Here is a 14,095-nt window from a genome sequence, read left to right as displayed (position 1 = left end):
CTTGAGGCCTTTTTGTAATGGGCAGATCGCGAGCTGATCCAATGTTGGCCAGAAGCTGTTTGGAGCTTCCTCGGATAGGCCTGATACATAGATGCAACCGGGTACCAATGTTTGAAAAGCGGGTTGACAGTGGAGGGCGAGTCCATACATAGGAGCGAGCTTGCTCGCGAAAAACGTTAACGATCCCGCAGGTTCCCTGGAATAAACGCGGCGCTTGTGAGCTTTTCGCGAGCAAGCTCGCTCCTACATTCGGGTGTTGATTGTCACCGCTCGGTGACATTTCTTTTCCCCTTCGTTACTTGCCCCTGCCGCGCCCTTGTTTAGACTCCGGTCATCCCAAAAAAACAATAAGGGCCACCCATGACCACCCACCCACTGCCTGCCAGCAGTTGGCTGAATGCACCTGCCCATTACGCTTGGCTCGCCGCAGAAGGCCTGCGCCTGTTGGCGTTCGCCAAGGCATCGCGCCTGCCGGACGGGTTCGGCAACCTCGACGATAAAGGCCAGTTGCCGGCCAATGCCCGCGCCGAAACCATGAACACCGCGCGCATGACCCACAGCTTTGCCATGGCCCATGCCATGGGGTTGCCGGGTTATGCCGAACTGGTGGCGCACGGTGTGGCAGCGCTCAGCGGCCCGCTGCGTGACAGTGAGCACGGTGGCTGGTTCGCCGCGCCCCAGGCGGCTGATGGCAACACCGGCAAGGCCGCCTACCTGCACGCCTTCGTGGCCCTCGCCGCCAGCTCTGCCGTGGTGGCCGGCGCGCCGGGTGCGCACACATTATTGAACGACGCCGTCCATATCATCGACCAGTTCTTCTGGAGCGAAGAGGAGGGCGTCATGCTCGAATCCTTTGTCCGGGACTGGAGCGGCGTCGAAGCCTATCGTGGCGCCAACAGCAACATGCACGCCACCGAAGCTTTCCTGGCATTGGCCGATGTCAGTGGTGATACACGTTGGCTGGACCGTGCGCTGCGCATCGTCGAACGGGTGATCCACACCCACGCCGCTGGCAACCAGTTCATGGTCATCGAACATTTCGATGCGCACTGGAAGCCGTTGCTCGGTTACAACCAAGACAACCCCGCCGATGGCTTTCGCCCCTACGGCATCACCCCCGGCCATGGTTTCGAATGGGCGCGGTTGCTGCTGCACCTTGAAGCTGCGCGCCTCAAGGCCAAGCTGGCCGCGCCGGACTGGCTGGTGAGCGACGCCAAAGGCCTGTTCGCCAGTGCCTGCGAGTATGCCTGGGCGGTGGATGGTGCGCCGGGCCTTGTCTACACTCTGGATTGGAACCAGCGCCCGGTGGTACGCGAGCGCCTGCACTGGACCCATGCTGAAGCCAGCGCCGCTGCTCAGGCGCTGCTCAAACGTACCGGCGAGCTGCATTACGAAACCTGGTACCGACGCTTCTGGGAGTTTTGCGAAACCCACTTCATCGACCGGCTCCAGGGCAGTTGGCACCACGAACTCAGCCCGCACAACCAACCCAGCAGTAAAATCTGGGGCGGCAAACCTGACCTGTACCATGCCTGGCAAGCGGTCGTGCTGCCTGCACTGCCCTTGGCACCCAGCCTGGCCAGTGCATTGGGCAGTGGATGCTATGTCACCAAGTGGTGACATTTGTACGTCCCTTTGTTACCTGCGCCCCGAAAATCCATGTTTAAACTCCGTGCAGCGCAAGCTCTAGACTTGCATGCATAACAACAAGAAAAGGTACTCAGATGAACGCGATTAATCGCCTCGCCGTCGCTATTTCCATTGCCTCGTTGTTCCCCCTCAGTGCATTTGCCGCCGACTCCAAAGGTACGGTGGAAGTGGTGCATTGGTGGACCTCCGGCGGTGAAAAAGCGGCTGTGGATGTCCTGAAGGCCCAAGTTGAGAAAGACGGCTTCACCTGGAAAGACGGTGCAGTGGCAGGCGGCGGTGGCGCCACCGCCATGACCGTGCTGAAAAGCCGCGCGGTCGCTGGCAACCCGCCAGGCGTTGCCCAGATCAAAGGCCCCGATATCCAGGAATGGGCCTCTACTGGCCTGCTCGACACCGATGTGCTCAAAGACGTCGCCAAAGAAGAAAAATGGGATTCGCTGCTCGACAAGAAAGTCTCCGACACCGTGAAATACGACGGTGACTACGTGGCCGTGCCGGTGAATATCCACCGCGTGAACTGGCTGTGGATCAACCCGGAAGTCTTCAAGAAAGCCGGCATCACCAAGAACCCAACCACCCTCGAAGAATTCTATGCAGCGGGCGACAAGCTCAAGGCTGCAGGCTTCATTGCGCTCGCCCACGGCGGCCAGCCTTGGCAGGACAGCACCGTGTTCGAAGCGGTGGTGCTTTCGGTAATGGGCGCTGATGGCTACAAGAAAGCGCTGGTCGACCTGGATAACGGCGCACTGACCGGCCCGGAAATGGTCAAGGCCCTCACCGAGCTGAAGAAAGTCGCGACCTACATGGACGTCGACGGCAAGGGCCAGGACTGGAACCTGGAAGCTGGCAAGGTCATCAATGGCAAGGCCGGCATGCAGATCATGGGTGACTGGGCCAAGTCCGAGTGGACCGCCGCCAAAAAAGTCGCTGGCAAGGATTATGAGTGCGTAGCGTTCCCGGGCACTGATAAAGCCTTCACCTACAACATCGACTCCCTGGCGGTGTTCAAGCAGAAAGACAAAGGCACTGCTGCGGGTCAGCAGGACATCGCCAAAGTAGTGTTGGGTGAAAACTTCCAGAAGGTGTTCAGCATCAACAAGGGCTCGATCCCTGTGCGTAACGACATGCTGACCAAGATGGAATCCTACGGCTTTGATTCCTGCGCCCAGACCGCCGCCAAGGACTTCCTGGCCGACGCCAAGACTGGCGGCCTGCAGCCAAGCATGGCGCACAACATGGCCACCACCCTGGCGGTGCAAGGTGCGTTCTTTGATGTCGTGACCAACTTCATCAACGACCCGAAAGCCGACCCGGCCGACACGGCCAAGAAGCTTGGCGCGGCGATCAAGTCGGCCAAGTAACACCCTATGTAGGAACCCGGCTTGCTGTGGCGAGGGAGCAAGCTCCCTCGCCACAAAAGCGGGTTCCTGCAGGCTGTAGTCCTTTTTCCCTGTACTGGATTTTCCCATGAGTTCTGTTGCTGTGTTCAGCAAGGCCTCGCCATTCGATGTGCTGCAGCGCTGGCTCCCTAAACTGGTGCTGGCGCCGAGCATGTTCATCGTGCTGGTGGGCTTTTATGGCTACATCCTGTGGACGTTCGTGCTGTCGTTCACCACCTCGACGTTCCTGCCCAGCTACAAATGGGCGGGCCTGGCGCAGTATCAGCGGCTGTTCGATAACGACCGCTGGTGGGTGGCGAGCAAGAACCTGGCCGTGTTCGGCGGCATGTTCATCGGCATCACCCTGGTGATCGGTGTGCTGCTGGCGATTTTCCTCGACCAGAAAATCCGCCGCGAAGGCTTTATCCGCACCATTTACCTGTACCCGATGGCGCTCTCCATGATCGTCACCGGTACCGCCTGGAAATGGCTGCTCAACCCGGGCATGGGCCTGGACAAACTCCTGCGGGACTGGGGCTGGGAAGGCTTCCGTCTCGACTGGCTGATCGACCCGGACCGCGTGGTCTACTGCCTGGTGATCGCCGCTGTGTGGCAAGCCTCGGGCTTTATCATGGCGATGTTCCTCGCCGGCCTGCGCGGTGTTGATCAGTCGATCATCCGCGCTGCGCAGATCGATGGCGCAAGCCTGCCGCGTATCTACTGGAGCGTGGTGCTGCCGAGCCTGCGCCCGGTGTTCTTCAGTGCGGTGATGATCCTGGCGCACATTGCGATCAAGAGCTTCGACCTGGTGGCGGCAATGACCGCAGGCGGCCCGGGCTACTCGTCCGACCTGCCGGCGATGTTCATGTACTCGTTCACCTTCAGTCGCGGCCAGATGGGCATGGGTTCGGCCAGTGCAATCCTGATGCTCGGTGCGATCCTCGCGATCATTGTGCCGTACCTGTATTCCGAGCTGAGGACCAAGCGCAATGACTAGTCTCGCCGCAAAACCTGCCATCAGCCTGAGCCGCATCGCGATCTACGCGGTGCTGATCCTGGCGGTGCTGCTGTACCTGGTGCCGCTGGTGGTGATGCTGCTCACCAGCTTCAAGACCCCGGAAGACATCAGCACCGGTAACCTGCTGAGCTGGCCCACCGTGGTCAGCGGTATCGGCTGGGTCAAGGCCTGGGCCACCGTGGATGGCTACTTCTGGAACTCGATCAAGATCACCGTTCCTGCTGTGCTCATTTCTACCGCCATTGGCGCCTTGAACGGCTACGTGCTGTCGTTCTGGCGCTTCCGCGGTTCGCAGCTGTTCTTCGGCCTGCTGCTGTTCGGCTGCTTCCTGCCGTTCCAGACTGTGCTGCTGCCCGCGTCGTTCACCCTCGGCAAAATGGGCCTGGCCAGCACCACCACCGGCCTGGTGTTTATCCACGTGGTCTACGGCCTGGCGTTCACCACGCTGTTCTTCCGTAACTATTACGTGAGCATCCCGGATGCGTTGATCAAGGCAGCACGCCTGGACGGAGCGGGTTTTTTCACCATCTTCCGCCGGATCATCCTGCCGATGTCGACGCCGATCATCATGGTCTGCCTGATCTGGCAGTTCACCCAGATCTGGAACGACTTCCTGTTCGGTGTGGTGTTCTCCAGCGGCGACTCCCAGCCCATCACGGTGGCGCTGAACAACCTGGTCAACACCAGCACCGGGGCCAAGGAATATAACGTGGATATGGCGGCGGCGATGATCGCCGGGCTGCCGACCCTGCTGGTCTATGTGATCGCAGGCAAGTATTTCGTGCGCGGCCTCACGGCCGGCGCGGTCAAGGGGTAATCATGGCTACGCTTGAACTTCGCAATGTAAACAAGACCTATGGCGCCGGTCTGCCCGACACCTTGAAGAACATCGAACTGTCGATCAAGGAAGGCGAGTTCCTCATCCTGGTCGGCCCGTCGGGCTGTGGTAAATCCACGCTGATGAACTGCATCGCCGGCCTTGAAACCATCACCGGCGGCGCGATCATGATCGGTGATCAAGACGTCAGCGGCATGAGCCCCAAGGACCGTGACATCGCCATGGTGTTCCAGTCCTACGCGCTGTACCCGACCATGAGCGTGCGCGAGAACATCGAGTTCGGCCTCAAGATCCGCAAGATGCCGCAAGCCGACATCGACGCCGAAGTGGCGCGCGTGGCCAAGTTGCTGCAGATCGAACACCTGCTCAACCGCAAGCCGGGCCAGTTGTCCGGTGGCCAGCAACAGCGCGTGGCCATGGGCCGTGCCCTGGCGCGTCGGCCGAAGATCTACCTGTTCGACGAACCGCTGTCCAACCTCGACGCCAAGCTGCGCGTCGAGATGCGTACCGAAATGAAGCTGATGCACCAGCGTCTGAAAACCACCACCGTCTACGTGACCCACGACCAGATCGAAGCGATGACCCTGGGCGACAAAGTGGCGGTGATGAAGGACGGCATCATTCAGCAATTCGGCACCCCGAAGGAAATTTACAACGACCCTGCCAACCTGTTTGTGGCAAGCTTTATCGGTTCACCACCGATGAACTTCGTTCCCATGCGCCTAAAACGCCAGAACGGTGGTCTGGTCGCGCTGCTCGACAGCGGCCAGGCCCGTTGCGAGTTGCCGCTGGGTATGAATGACGCCGGTTTGGAAGACCGCGATGTGATCCTGGGCCTGCGCCCGGAGCAGATCGTGCTGGCAGCGGGCGAGGGCAACGGCTCGTCGAGCATTCGCGCCGAAGTGCAGGTGACCGAGCCTACCGGCCCGGACACCCTGGTGTTTGTGCAGCTCAACGACACCAAGGTCTGCTGCCGTTTGGCGCCGGACGTGGCGCCGCAAGTGGGCGAGACCCTGACCTTGCAGTTCGACCCGGCCAAGGTATTGCTGTTTGACGCCAAGACCGGTGAGCGGTTGGGCGCAGTGGCTTCATTGCCGGCACAGGGGCATGCCGACAATGTGACCCAGTTCAAGGGCCGTTAAGCCAGATAAGTGATTGTTTTAGTTAAAAAATGTAACCCGCGTTAGATAAAAACAGTTTAATAACAATAAAGACGAGGATGTAGGGATGAAAAAGCAACACAACAACACCCGGCTGATCTGCCAACTGTCAGCGGCAGCAGCCCTTGTATTGTCCGCCAATGCGATGGCGGCCGATGCATTCAGCGCCGATTCCAAGTGGATGACCGGCGATTGGGGCGGTGAGCGTACCAAGCTGATCGAGCAAGGTATCGACATCAAGGCCGACTACGTGGGCGAGATGGGCTACAACGCCCACGGCGGCTACAACGACGACAAGACCGGTCGTTACTCCGACCAGTTCGGTCTGGGCGTGGCGCTGGACCTGCAAAAACTGTGGGGCTGGGATAACACCCAGGCCAAGATCCAGTTGACCAATCGTAATGGCCAGAACATCTCCAATGACCGCATTGGCGACCCGCGTGCCGGCACCTTGAGTTCCTCGCAAGAAGTGTATGGCCGTGGCCACATGGTGCGTCTGACCCAGTTCTGGATTCAGCACCAGATGTTCGACAACAAGCTGGACGTGAAGCTCGGTTACTTCGGTGAAGGCGAAGACTTCAACACCTTCCCTTGTGACTTCCAGAACCTGTCGTTCTGCGGCTCGCAGGTCGGTAACTACGTCAATACCTGGTACAACTGGCCGGTCGCCCAGGCCGCTATCCGCGTGAAATACAACATCACGCCTGAGCTGTATGCGCAAATCGGTGCCTACAACCAGAACCCGTCGCAGCTGGAGCACGGCAACGGCTTCAAACTCAGCGGCAGTGGTACCAAGGGCACCGTGATTCCGGTGGAATTGGTCTGGTCGCCGAAGGTTAATAACCTGCCGGGCGAATACCGTGTGGGTTTCTATAAAAGTGCGGCCGATGCTCCGGATGTACGTGAAGACGTCAACGGTAACGATGCGGTCCTCAGCGGCGCCGACTTCCGTACCCGCAGCAGCAAGAAAGGCTACTGGTTCGTTGCGCAACAGCAACTCACCACCCATAACGGCGACGCTTCCCGTGGCCTGAACATTGCAGCCAACGCGACCTTCCATGACAAGGAAACCAACCTGGTCGACAACTACCAGTCGTTGATGCTCGTGTACAAAGGCCCATTCGACGCGCGTCCAAAAGATGACGTCGGCATTGGCGTCGCTCGCCTGCATGTCAACGATGACGTGAAGAAGAACTCTCAATTGCTCAACGCCGCCAATGGTGTGAGCGACTACGACAATCCGCTGTACACGCCGATTCGTGAGACTGAATACAACGTCGAACTCAACTACGGTTTCCACGTCACCAACTGGCTGACTGTGCGTCCGAACCTGCAGTACGTTGTCCAGCCTGGCGGCGTGGATAAAGTCGACAACGCGCTGGTAGCGGGCCTGAAAATTCAGTCTACGTTCTAACGCTGTTGCGATAAGCTCCTCTCTCTGTGCGCATTTGCGGGTAGCCATGGCTATCCGCTTTTTTTTGCGTGGCACTGTGATATTCGGGACCTGGGCACATGCACGAGCAACCGCTGCAACGCTTTTTCAAATCCCTGCGCGAGCGTCCGGTGTTCGCCTGGGAGCGCTTTCAGATGCGCGATGTGTTGGTGATCGACCATCCGCTGTGCCAGGCGGTGTTCAGTCGCCAGGGCGCGCAATTGCTGCACTTTCAACCTACGGGCCAGAAGCCGTGGCTGTGGTGTGCCGCCAAATGGCCGCAAGTCGGGGCTATCCGTGGTGGCGTACCGGTGTGCTGGCCGTGGTATGGCCGCCACCCCAGCGAAAATGCCTGGCCGTCCCACGGATGGGCCCGCTTGATCGACTGGAAACTGCTCGACAGCAGCACCGATGACGACGGCGTGCGCCTGCATTGGCAATTGCAGCTGTGCGACTGGCAGGTGGATTTGCACGCGCACCTGGGCGACACCCTGGAACTGCGCCTGAGCACCGAGCATCACGACGAGCTGCCGTGCCAGTTGAGTCATGCATTGCACGCTTACTGGCGTATTGGTCACGTTGATGAGGTAGCGCTGTCTGGGCTAGAAGGAGCACAAGGTTACGACCAGCTCAATCGCCAGGTTTGCCAGCAGGAAGGTGAATTGCGGGTCGATGGCGGATGCCAGCGGGTGTTCCAGCATGAGGGCGAATTGCAGCTCAAGGACCACGCCTGGCAGCGTGAACTGTGCATCGACACCGGCGACAGCGCCGACACGGTGGTGTGGCACCCGGGGAGCCGGCCGCTGTTGGGCGTGAGCTTTAACGAAGCGTCGGGGTTTGTGTGCGTAGAGGCGGCGATGGCGGCGGCGAGCCTGGCGCCGGGGGAGAGGGCCCACTTGAGTTTGCAGGCCAGGGCAGGGGTTTAGCGGTGTGGCTGATGGCGCTATCGCAGGCAAGCCAGCTCCCACCTTTGGAATGCATTCCCCTGTGGGAGCTGGCTTGCCTGCGATAGCGCCGGTACTGCTGGTAGAGCTACCTGCTAGTTGAATTCATCCCCAACCGGATACCGGCTGTCATTCAGACTCTCTTTGATCTTGCGCAAATGCGGCTGGAAATCCACTCCGCGACGCAGGGTCATACCCGTTGCCAACACGTCCAATACCGTCAATTGGATAATCCGAGAAGTCATCGGCATGTAGATATCCGTGTCTTCCGGCAACGGGATGTTCAGGCTCACCGTACTGGCCTTGGCCAGCGGCGAGTTTTCGGCGGTCACGCCCAGCACTGACGCACCGTTTTCCCGAGCGATACGCGCCACTTCCACCAGCTCGCGGGTACGGCCGGTGTAGGAAATGATCACGAACAACTCACCGGTGTGCGCCACCGAGGCGATCATGCGTTGCATCAGCACGTCGGCATGGGCGGTCACCGCCAGGTTGAAGCGGAAGAACTTGTGCAACGCGTCCATGGCTACGGGGGCCGAAGCGCCGAGGCCAAAGAAGTGGATTTGCCGCGCCTGGATCAACAAGTCCACGGCCTTGCTGATCAGCGCCGGGTCCAGGGCCTGGCACGCACTGTCCAAGGAGGCAATGGCGCTGCCAAAGATCTTCTGGGTGTAGGCCTCGGGGTTATCATCGGCCTCCACGGCGCGGCTGACATACGCGGCGCCACTGGCCAGGCTTTGCGCCAACTGCAATTTGAGTTCAGGGTAACCGCTGACACCGAACGAACGGCAGAAGCGGTTGACCGTCGGTTCACTGACCGAGGCGGCCTGGGCGAGGGCGGCGATCGAGAAGCGTGTGGCCTGCTGCGGGTTGAGCAGGATCACTTCAGCGACTTTGCGCTCGGCCTTGTTCAATTCTTCGAGGCGGTTCCGGATCTGTTCCAGAAGATTTCGCACGCGGTCCATTCAGTCTTTCCTTCGGGCGACGATGCAAATAAAAAGGCGGTAACCAATCGATGAGTGGCTTTTCGCGGTGGCCTATCCTACTGAGGGTAGCTGAACACCACCACTCGCAATGCGTATTTCGGGAAAATGTTGTGGTTATTACTACATTTTTCCTTGAGTGATGCCTTGAAAAAAGGTATTTGTAGCTTAACTTGATAAAAGAACAAACATCATGCCTTCGATAACCGTGGAACCCTGCACCTTTGCCCTGTTTGGCGCCTTGGGTGATCTGGCGCTGCGCAAGTTATTTCCTGCCCTTTATCAACTCGATGGCGCCGGGTTGCTGCACGACGACACACGCATCCTGGCCCTGGCCCGTGAAGCCGGCTCCGAGCAGCAACACCTGGCCCATATCGAAAAAGAATTGCGTAAATACGTCGGCAAAGAGCTCGACGAAGCCGTGGCCCAGCGTTTCCTCGCACGCCTGGCTTATGTGCATGTCGACTTCATGAAGGCCGACGACTACGTCGCCCTGGCCGAAAAAGCCGGCAGCGAGCAACGCCTGATTGCCTATTTCGCCACCCCGGCGGCGGTGTACGGCGCGATCTGCGAAAACCTGTCCAAGGTCGGCCTGGCGGAAAATACCCGCGTAGTGCTGGAAAAACCCATCGGTTCGGACCTGGAGTCGTCGCGCAAGGTCAACGACGCCGTGGCGCAGTTCTTTCCGGAAAACCGCACCTACCGCATCGACCACTACCTGGGCAAAGAGACGGTGCAGAACCTGATCGCCCTGCGTTTCGCCAACAGCCTGTTCGAAACCCAGTGGAACCAGAACTACATCTCCCACGTGGAAATCACCGTGGCCGAGCAGGTTGGCATCGAAGGCCGTTGGGGTTACTTCGACAAGGCTGGCCAACTGCGCGACATGATCCAGAATCACCTGTTGCAACTGCTTTGCCTGATTGCCATGGACCCGCCTGCCGACCTGTCCGCCGACAGCATCCGCGACGAGAAGGTCAAGGTGCTCAAGGCGCTGGCGCCGATCAGCCCCGAGGGCCTGACCACTCAGGTAGTCCGTGGCCAGTACATCGCCGGCTACAGCGCTGGTAAAGCCGTGCCGGGTTACCTGGAAGAAGACAACTCCAACACCCAGAGCGACACCGAGACGTTCGTTGCCCTGCGTGCCGATATCCGTAACTGGCGCTGGGCCGGCGTGCCGTTCTACCTGCGTACCGGCAAGCGTATGCCGCAAAAACTGTCGCAGATTGTCATTCACTTCAAGGAACCGTCCCACTACATCTTCGCCCCGGAGCAGCGTCTGCAGATCAGCAACAAGCTGATCATCCGCCTGCAGCCGGACGAAGGTATTTCCCTGCGTGTGATGACCAAGGAGCAGGGCCTGGACAAAGGCATGCAACTGCGCAGCGGACCGCTGCAATTGAATTTTTCCGACACCTATCGCAGCGCACGCATCCCCGATGCCTACGAGCGATTGTTGCTGGAAGTGATGCGCGGCAATCAGAACCTGTTTGTTCGCAAAGATGAAATCGAAGCCGCGTGGAAGTGGTGTGACCAGTTGATCGCCGGGTGGAAAAAATCCGGTGATGCGCCCAAGCCGTATGCGGCGGGGTCCTGGGGGCCGATGAGCTCCATTGCACTGATCACGCGGGATGGGAGGTCGTGGTATGGCGATATCTGAATTGAAACTGCCTCAGGGCGTCACTGCCCATGAGTACCGTACGCCTGCGCTGCTGGCCGATGGCCTGGCCAATGACGTGGCTGAGCAACTGCGCTCGGCCATCAGTGCCCGTGGCGAGGCGACGTTGGTGGTGTCCGGTGGCCGCAGCCCCGTGGCGTTTTTCCAGAACCTGGCCAAGCAGGGCCTGGATTGGTCCAAGGTCACCATCACCCTGGCCGATGAACGCTGGGTGCCGGTCGAACATGCCGACAGCAATGCTGGCCTGTTGAAGCAACACTTGCTGCAAGGTCCGGCGGCCAAGGCGAAGTTCCTGAGCCTGTACAGCCCCGCTGCCAATCTTGAAGACGCTGCCGAGCAGGCCGATCGCCTGCTGGGCGAGTTGCCAGCCATTGATGTGCTGGTGCTGGGCATGGGCGATGATGGCCACACCGCATCGCTGTTCCCCAACAGCCCTAACCTGAGCGAAGCGCTGAAGGCCGACGGTACCCGCCGTTGCTGGCCGATGCTGGCGCCCACTGTGCCGCACCAGCGCCTGACCATGAGTCGTGCGCTGCTGGCCACGGCCAGCTACACCGTGCTGTCGATTTCCGGCAGTTCGAAATTGACCACCTTGAGCGCCGCGCTGGCCAGCGACGATGTTGCTGCCATGCCGATTCGCGCGTTTTTGCAACCTACTCTAGAGATTTACTGGTGCCCATGAGCCAAGGATCAGCCGCTATGAAAAGCCCTCAACCGACCGTGTCCATGGCGGATAAAGTTGCCTTGATCGACAGCCTCTGCGCCAAGGCGCGGATCCTGCCGGTGATCACCATCGCCCGCGAGCAGGACATCCTGCCGTTGGCTGACGCCCTGGCCGCTGGCGGTTTGACCGCGCTGGAAGTGACCCTGCGTTCCGAGTTCGGCCTCAAGGCCATTCAGGTCTTGCGCGAGCAACGTCCTGAGCTGTGCACCGGTGCCGGTACCGTGCTCGACCGTCACATGCTCGACGCGGCAGAAGTGGCAGGCTCGCAATTTATCGTCACCCCCGGCATCACCCGTGACTTGCTGGAAGCCTCGGTACACAGCCCGATCCCACTGTTGCCGGGCATCAGCAACGCCTCCGGAATCATGGAAGGCTACGGCCTGGGTTATCGCCGCTTCAAGCTGTTCCCGGCTGAAGTCAGCGGTGGTGTTGCTGCCATCAAGGCTCTCGGCGGCCCGTTCGGCGAAGTCAAATTCTGCCCGACTGGCGGTGTTGGCCCGGCCAACATCAAGAGCTACATGGCGTTGAAAAACGTGATGTGCGTGGGCGGCAGCTGGATGCTGGATCCGGAGTGGGTCAAGAACGGCGACTGGGCGCGTATCCAGGAAGTCACTGCCCAGGCGCTGGCGCTGCTGGACTGAACTGATTTATCGAATCGTTGTTGCTGTGCTTAACGGCATTTTTGCGGCGCACTTGGTCGGTGTGCCGCTTTTTTTTGCCTGTAAAAAAACCTCAAGCACATCGCCGCTCTGAAGGTGGGAGCTGGCTTGCCTGCGATAGCCATTTATCAGTTAGCCCATCTGTGGCTGATACACCGTTATCGCAAGCAAGCCAGCTCCCACAGTTTTAAACGGTGTTTAGTTTGGTGATCGCGTGGACTAGTACATTGATGTGCGCCGCCGACGTCAACAGCCCCGGCGTCACCCGGATACAGGTGCCAAACGCTGCCCCCGTGCGCGTGGTGGTGAACAGGCCGTGCTCCTTGAGCAACCGGTCCACCATCGTCTGCTGATCACGCCCGATGAACTTGAAGGCTGTGATCCCGCAGTACAGTCGCGGGTCATCCGAGGTCAGCACTTCAATCCCCGGCAACGGCCGTACCTGGTTTACCCACAGGTTGCGCAGGTAATTGACGCGTGCGCCCTTGGCCGCAGCGCCACCCAACTGTCGATGCTCTTCAAACACCAGGGGCAAGGTCATCAGCGCCGGAAAGTTCGGCGTGCTATAGGACGTACGCGCTCGCACATCGGTGGCTGGGTAGTGAAACTCGCCCATATCCGGGTCGATATCGGCCAGGCGCTCCGGTGCGATGTACAAAAAGCCCAGGGTCAGCGGCGCGCCGATCCACTTGTGCAGGTTGAAGCCCGCGAACTGAATGCCCAGTTCGGCCAGGTTGAAGTCGATCTGGCCCAAGGCGTGGGCGCCGTCGAGGATCACGTCGATTGCGCGTTCGCGCGCGGCCTTGGCAATGGCCGCAACCGGCATGACCAGGCCCGTACGGTGGGTCACATGGGTCAAGGCCATTAATTTCAGACGTGGGTGCTGCACAAACACATTGTGATAAGTCTGCACCAGGCTGTCGAAACTGGCCGGGTGGGTGTGGACCACCTCTATCACTTCCACGCCGCGAGTCGCTGCCAGCCAGCGCATGGCGCCTTTGACCGTGTCGTATTCCAGATCGCTGATCAGCACCTGGTCGCCGGGTTGCAGGCGGTTGTAGTTGCGGATCAGTGACTGCAAGGCTTCGGTAGCGTTACGGGTGAAAGCGACCGATTCGGGGTCGACATCAATCAACCCGGCCAACTGGCGGCGTATCTCGTTGTTTTCACCCTGCTCAAAACGCTGGCGCACATGCACAGAGTTGCTGCGGTTGATAAAGCTGATGTGCTCAAGGTACTGGGCCTGCACCGCCCGGCTCATGCGCCCGAAGTAGCCGTTTTCCAGGTTGATCGGGCCGGGCTCGTATTCATAGCGCTGGGCGATGGCGTGCCAGTGCGGTTCGTTATCGGCATTCCTTGGCATGGTGAGTCTCTCAGTGGCGGGGGGCGGGTCTGCCATGTTTGGCGCGCAGTGGTTCAAGCAATTCGGACAGGCCGTTGTGGTCGATTTCCTGCATCAAGGCCAGCAAACCGCCCAGTTCCCCGTGGGGGAAACCTTCACGGGCGAACCAATTCAGGTAGGGCCCAGGCAGGTCGGCAATGATCCGGCCTTTGTATTTACCAAAGGGCATTTGGCGGGTGATCAGCAGTTCGAGTTTTTCGGGATTCATGAGCGTCGTAGGGTTGAGGC

Annotated in this window: 13 protein-coding genes; 10 read left to right on the top strand and 3 right to left on the bottom strand. The window is 59.7% G+C overall.

Features of this window, described 5'->3' with window-relative positions:
* The first annotated feature begins 360 nt into the window (after window positions 1–360).
* The 7 genes from GIV35_RS24090 to GIV35_RS24060 all read left to right on the top strand — a co-directional run bounded on the left by GIV35_RS24090 (window position 361) and on the right by GIV35_RS24060 (window position 8,403).
* Window positions 361–1,620 (top strand): D-mannose isomerase, encoded by a 1,260-nt coding sequence (locus GIV35_RS24090; protein ID WP_105228125.1) that lies wholly within the window; start codon window positions 361–363, stop codon window positions 1,618–1,620.
* A gap of 104 nt (window positions 1,621–1,724) precedes the next feature.
* Window positions 1,725–3,011: an ABC transporter substrate-binding protein gene (locus tag GIV35_RS24085; RefSeq protein ID WP_003193767.1), complete on the top strand. Its 1,287-nt coding sequence runs from the start codon at window positions 1,725–1,727 to the stop codon at window positions 3,009–3,011.
* A gap of 106 nt (window positions 3,012–3,117) precedes the next feature.
* Window positions 3,118–4,026: a carbohydrate ABC transporter permease gene (locus GIV35_RS24080; RefSeq protein ID WP_003193765.1), complete on the top strand. Its 909-nt coding sequence runs from the start codon at window positions 3,118–3,120 to the stop codon at window positions 4,024–4,026.
* Complete coding sequence (locus GIV35_RS24075; protein WP_003193763.1) at window positions 4,019–4,864, top strand: carbohydrate ABC transporter permease; 846 nt, start codon at window positions 4,019–4,021, stop codon at window positions 4,862–4,864. The genes GIV35_RS24080 and GIV35_RS24075 overlap by 8 nt, the downstream gene beginning before the upstream one ends.
* Window positions 4,865–4,866: 2 nt before the next feature.
* Entirely contained in the window at window positions 4,867–6,027 is a 1,161-nt protein-coding gene (locus GIV35_RS24070) for an ABC transporter ATP-binding protein (RefSeq protein WP_096144824.1), read from the top strand.
* A gap of 85 nt (window positions 6,028–6,112) precedes the next feature.
* Window positions 6,113–7,459, top strand: a complete 1,347-nt coding sequence (locus GIV35_RS24065) for a carbohydrate porin (RefSeq protein WP_054918236.1) — start codon at window positions 6,113–6,115, stop codon at window positions 7,457–7,459.
* A gap of 98 nt (window positions 7,460–7,557) precedes the next feature.
* Window positions 7,558–8,403: a D-hexose-6-phosphate mutarotase gene (locus GIV35_RS24060; RefSeq protein ID WP_054896703.1), complete on the top strand. Its 846-nt coding sequence runs from the start codon at window positions 7,558–7,560 to the stop codon at window positions 8,401–8,403.
* Window positions 8,404–8,516: 113 nt separating this feature from the next.
* Here the strand turns inward: GIV35_RS24060 and GIV35_RS24055 are convergent, their stop codons facing one another.
* On the bottom strand, window positions 8,517–9,377 hold the full coding sequence (locus tag GIV35_RS24055; RefSeq protein WP_169856377.1) for a MurR/RpiR family transcriptional regulator: 861 nt from the start codon (window positions 9,375–9,377) through the stop codon (window positions 8,517–8,519).
* Between the two features lie 220 nt (window positions 9,378–9,597).
* Here GIV35_RS24055 and zwf point away from each other — a divergent pair, with 220 nt between their 5' ends.
* From zwf to GIV35_RS24040, 3 genes are read left to right on the top strand one after another with little or no spacing between them, the layout of a single operon-like run.
* Window positions 9,598–11,064 (top strand): glucose-6-phosphate dehydrogenase, encoded by a 1,467-nt coding sequence (gene zwf / locus GIV35_RS24050; protein WP_034128521.1) that lies wholly within the window; start codon window positions 9,598–9,600, stop codon window positions 11,062–11,064.
* On the top strand, window positions 11,051–11,764 hold the full coding sequence (gene pgl / locus GIV35_RS24045; RefSeq protein WP_034128520.1) for a 6-phosphogluconolactonase: 714 nt from the start codon (window positions 11,051–11,053) through the stop codon (window positions 11,762–11,764). Before zwf ends, pgl begins: the two co-directional genes overlap by 14 nt.
* A gap of 17 nt (window positions 11,765–11,781) precedes the next feature.
* Window positions 11,782–12,447, top strand: a complete 666-nt coding sequence (locus tag GIV35_RS24040; RefSeq protein WP_236264643.1) for a bifunctional 4-hydroxy-2-oxoglutarate aldolase/2-dehydro-3-deoxy-phosphogluconate aldolase — start codon at window positions 11,782–11,784, stop codon at window positions 12,445–12,447.
* A 205-nt stretch (window positions 12,448–12,652) separates the two neighbouring features.
* Here the strand turns inward: GIV35_RS24040 and GIV35_RS24035 are convergent, their stop codons facing one another.
* Together GIV35_RS24035 and GIV35_RS24030 are read right to left on the bottom strand one after the other, a co-directional pair.
* Window positions 12,653–13,828: an aminotransferase class V-fold PLP-dependent enzyme gene (locus GIV35_RS24035; RefSeq protein ID WP_236264642.1), complete on the bottom strand. Its 1,176-nt coding sequence runs from the start codon at window positions 13,826–13,828 to the stop codon at window positions 12,653–12,655.
* A 10-nt stretch (window positions 13,829–13,838) separates the two neighbouring features.
* Window positions 13,839–14,075: a DUF3820 family protein gene (locus tag GIV35_RS24030; protein ID WP_003193750.1), complete on the bottom strand. Its 237-nt coding sequence runs from the start codon at window positions 14,073–14,075 to the stop codon at window positions 13,839–13,841.
* Window positions 14,076–14,095: the final 20 nt, after the last annotated feature.

The sequence above is a fragment of the Pseudomonas sp. PA-1-6B genome (assembly GCF_021609545.1).
Classification (GTDB): Bacteria; Pseudomonadota; Gammaproteobacteria; order Pseudomonadales; family Pseudomonadaceae; genus Aquipseudomonas; species Aquipseudomonas fluorescens_BV.
This window is presented reverse-complemented; position numbering and strand designations above follow the sequence as displayed.

What these genes read in the sequence shown, in the direction of transcription:
- GIV35_RS24090 (WP_105228125.1), top strand. Translation starts at nt 361, where the DNA reads ATGACCACCCACCCACTGCCTGCCAGCAGTTGGCTGAATGCACCTGCC.
- GIV35_RS24085 (WP_003193767.1), top strand. Translation starts at nt 1,725, where the DNA reads ATGAACGCGATTAATCGCCTCGCCGTCGCTATTTCCATTGCCTCGTTG.
- GIV35_RS24080 (WP_003193765.1), top strand. Translation starts at nt 3,118, where the DNA reads ATGAGTTCTGTTGCTGTGTTCAGCAAGGCCTCGCCATTCGATGTGCTG.
- GIV35_RS24075 (WP_003193763.1), top strand. Translation starts at nt 4,019, where the DNA reads ATGACTAGTCTCGCCGCAAAACCTGCCATCAGCCTGAGCCGCATCGCG.
- GIV35_RS24070 (WP_096144824.1), top strand. Translation starts at nt 4,867, where the DNA reads ATGGCTACGCTTGAACTTCGCAATGTAAACAAGACCTATGGCGCCGGT.
- GIV35_RS24065 (WP_054918236.1), top strand. Translation starts at nt 6,113, where the DNA reads ATGAAAAAGCAACACAACAACACCCGGCTGATCTGCCAACTGTCAGCG.
- GIV35_RS24060 (WP_054896703.1), top strand. Translation starts at nt 7,558, where the DNA reads ATGCACGAGCAACCGCTGCAACGCTTTTTCAAATCCCTGCGCGAGCGT.
- zwf (WP_034128521.1), top strand. Translation starts at nt 9,598, where the DNA reads ATGCCTTCGATAACCGTGGAACCCTGCACCTTTGCCCTGTTTGGCGCC.
- pgl (WP_034128520.1), top strand. Translation starts at nt 11,051, where the DNA reads ATGGCGATATCTGAATTGAAACTGCCTCAGGGCGTCACTGCCCATGAG.
- GIV35_RS24040 (WP_236264643.1), top strand. Translation starts at nt 11,782, where the DNA reads ATGAAAAGCCCTCAACCGACCGTGTCCATGGCGGATAAAGTTGCCTTG.
- GIV35_RS24035 (WP_236264642.1), bottom strand. Translation starts at nt 13,828, where the DNA reads ATGCCAAGGAATGCCGATAACGAACCGCACTGGCACGCCATCGCCCAG.
- GIV35_RS24030 (WP_003193750.1), bottom strand. Translation starts at nt 14,075, where the DNA reads ATGAATCCCGAAAAACTCGAACTGCTGATCACCCGCCAAATGCCCTTT.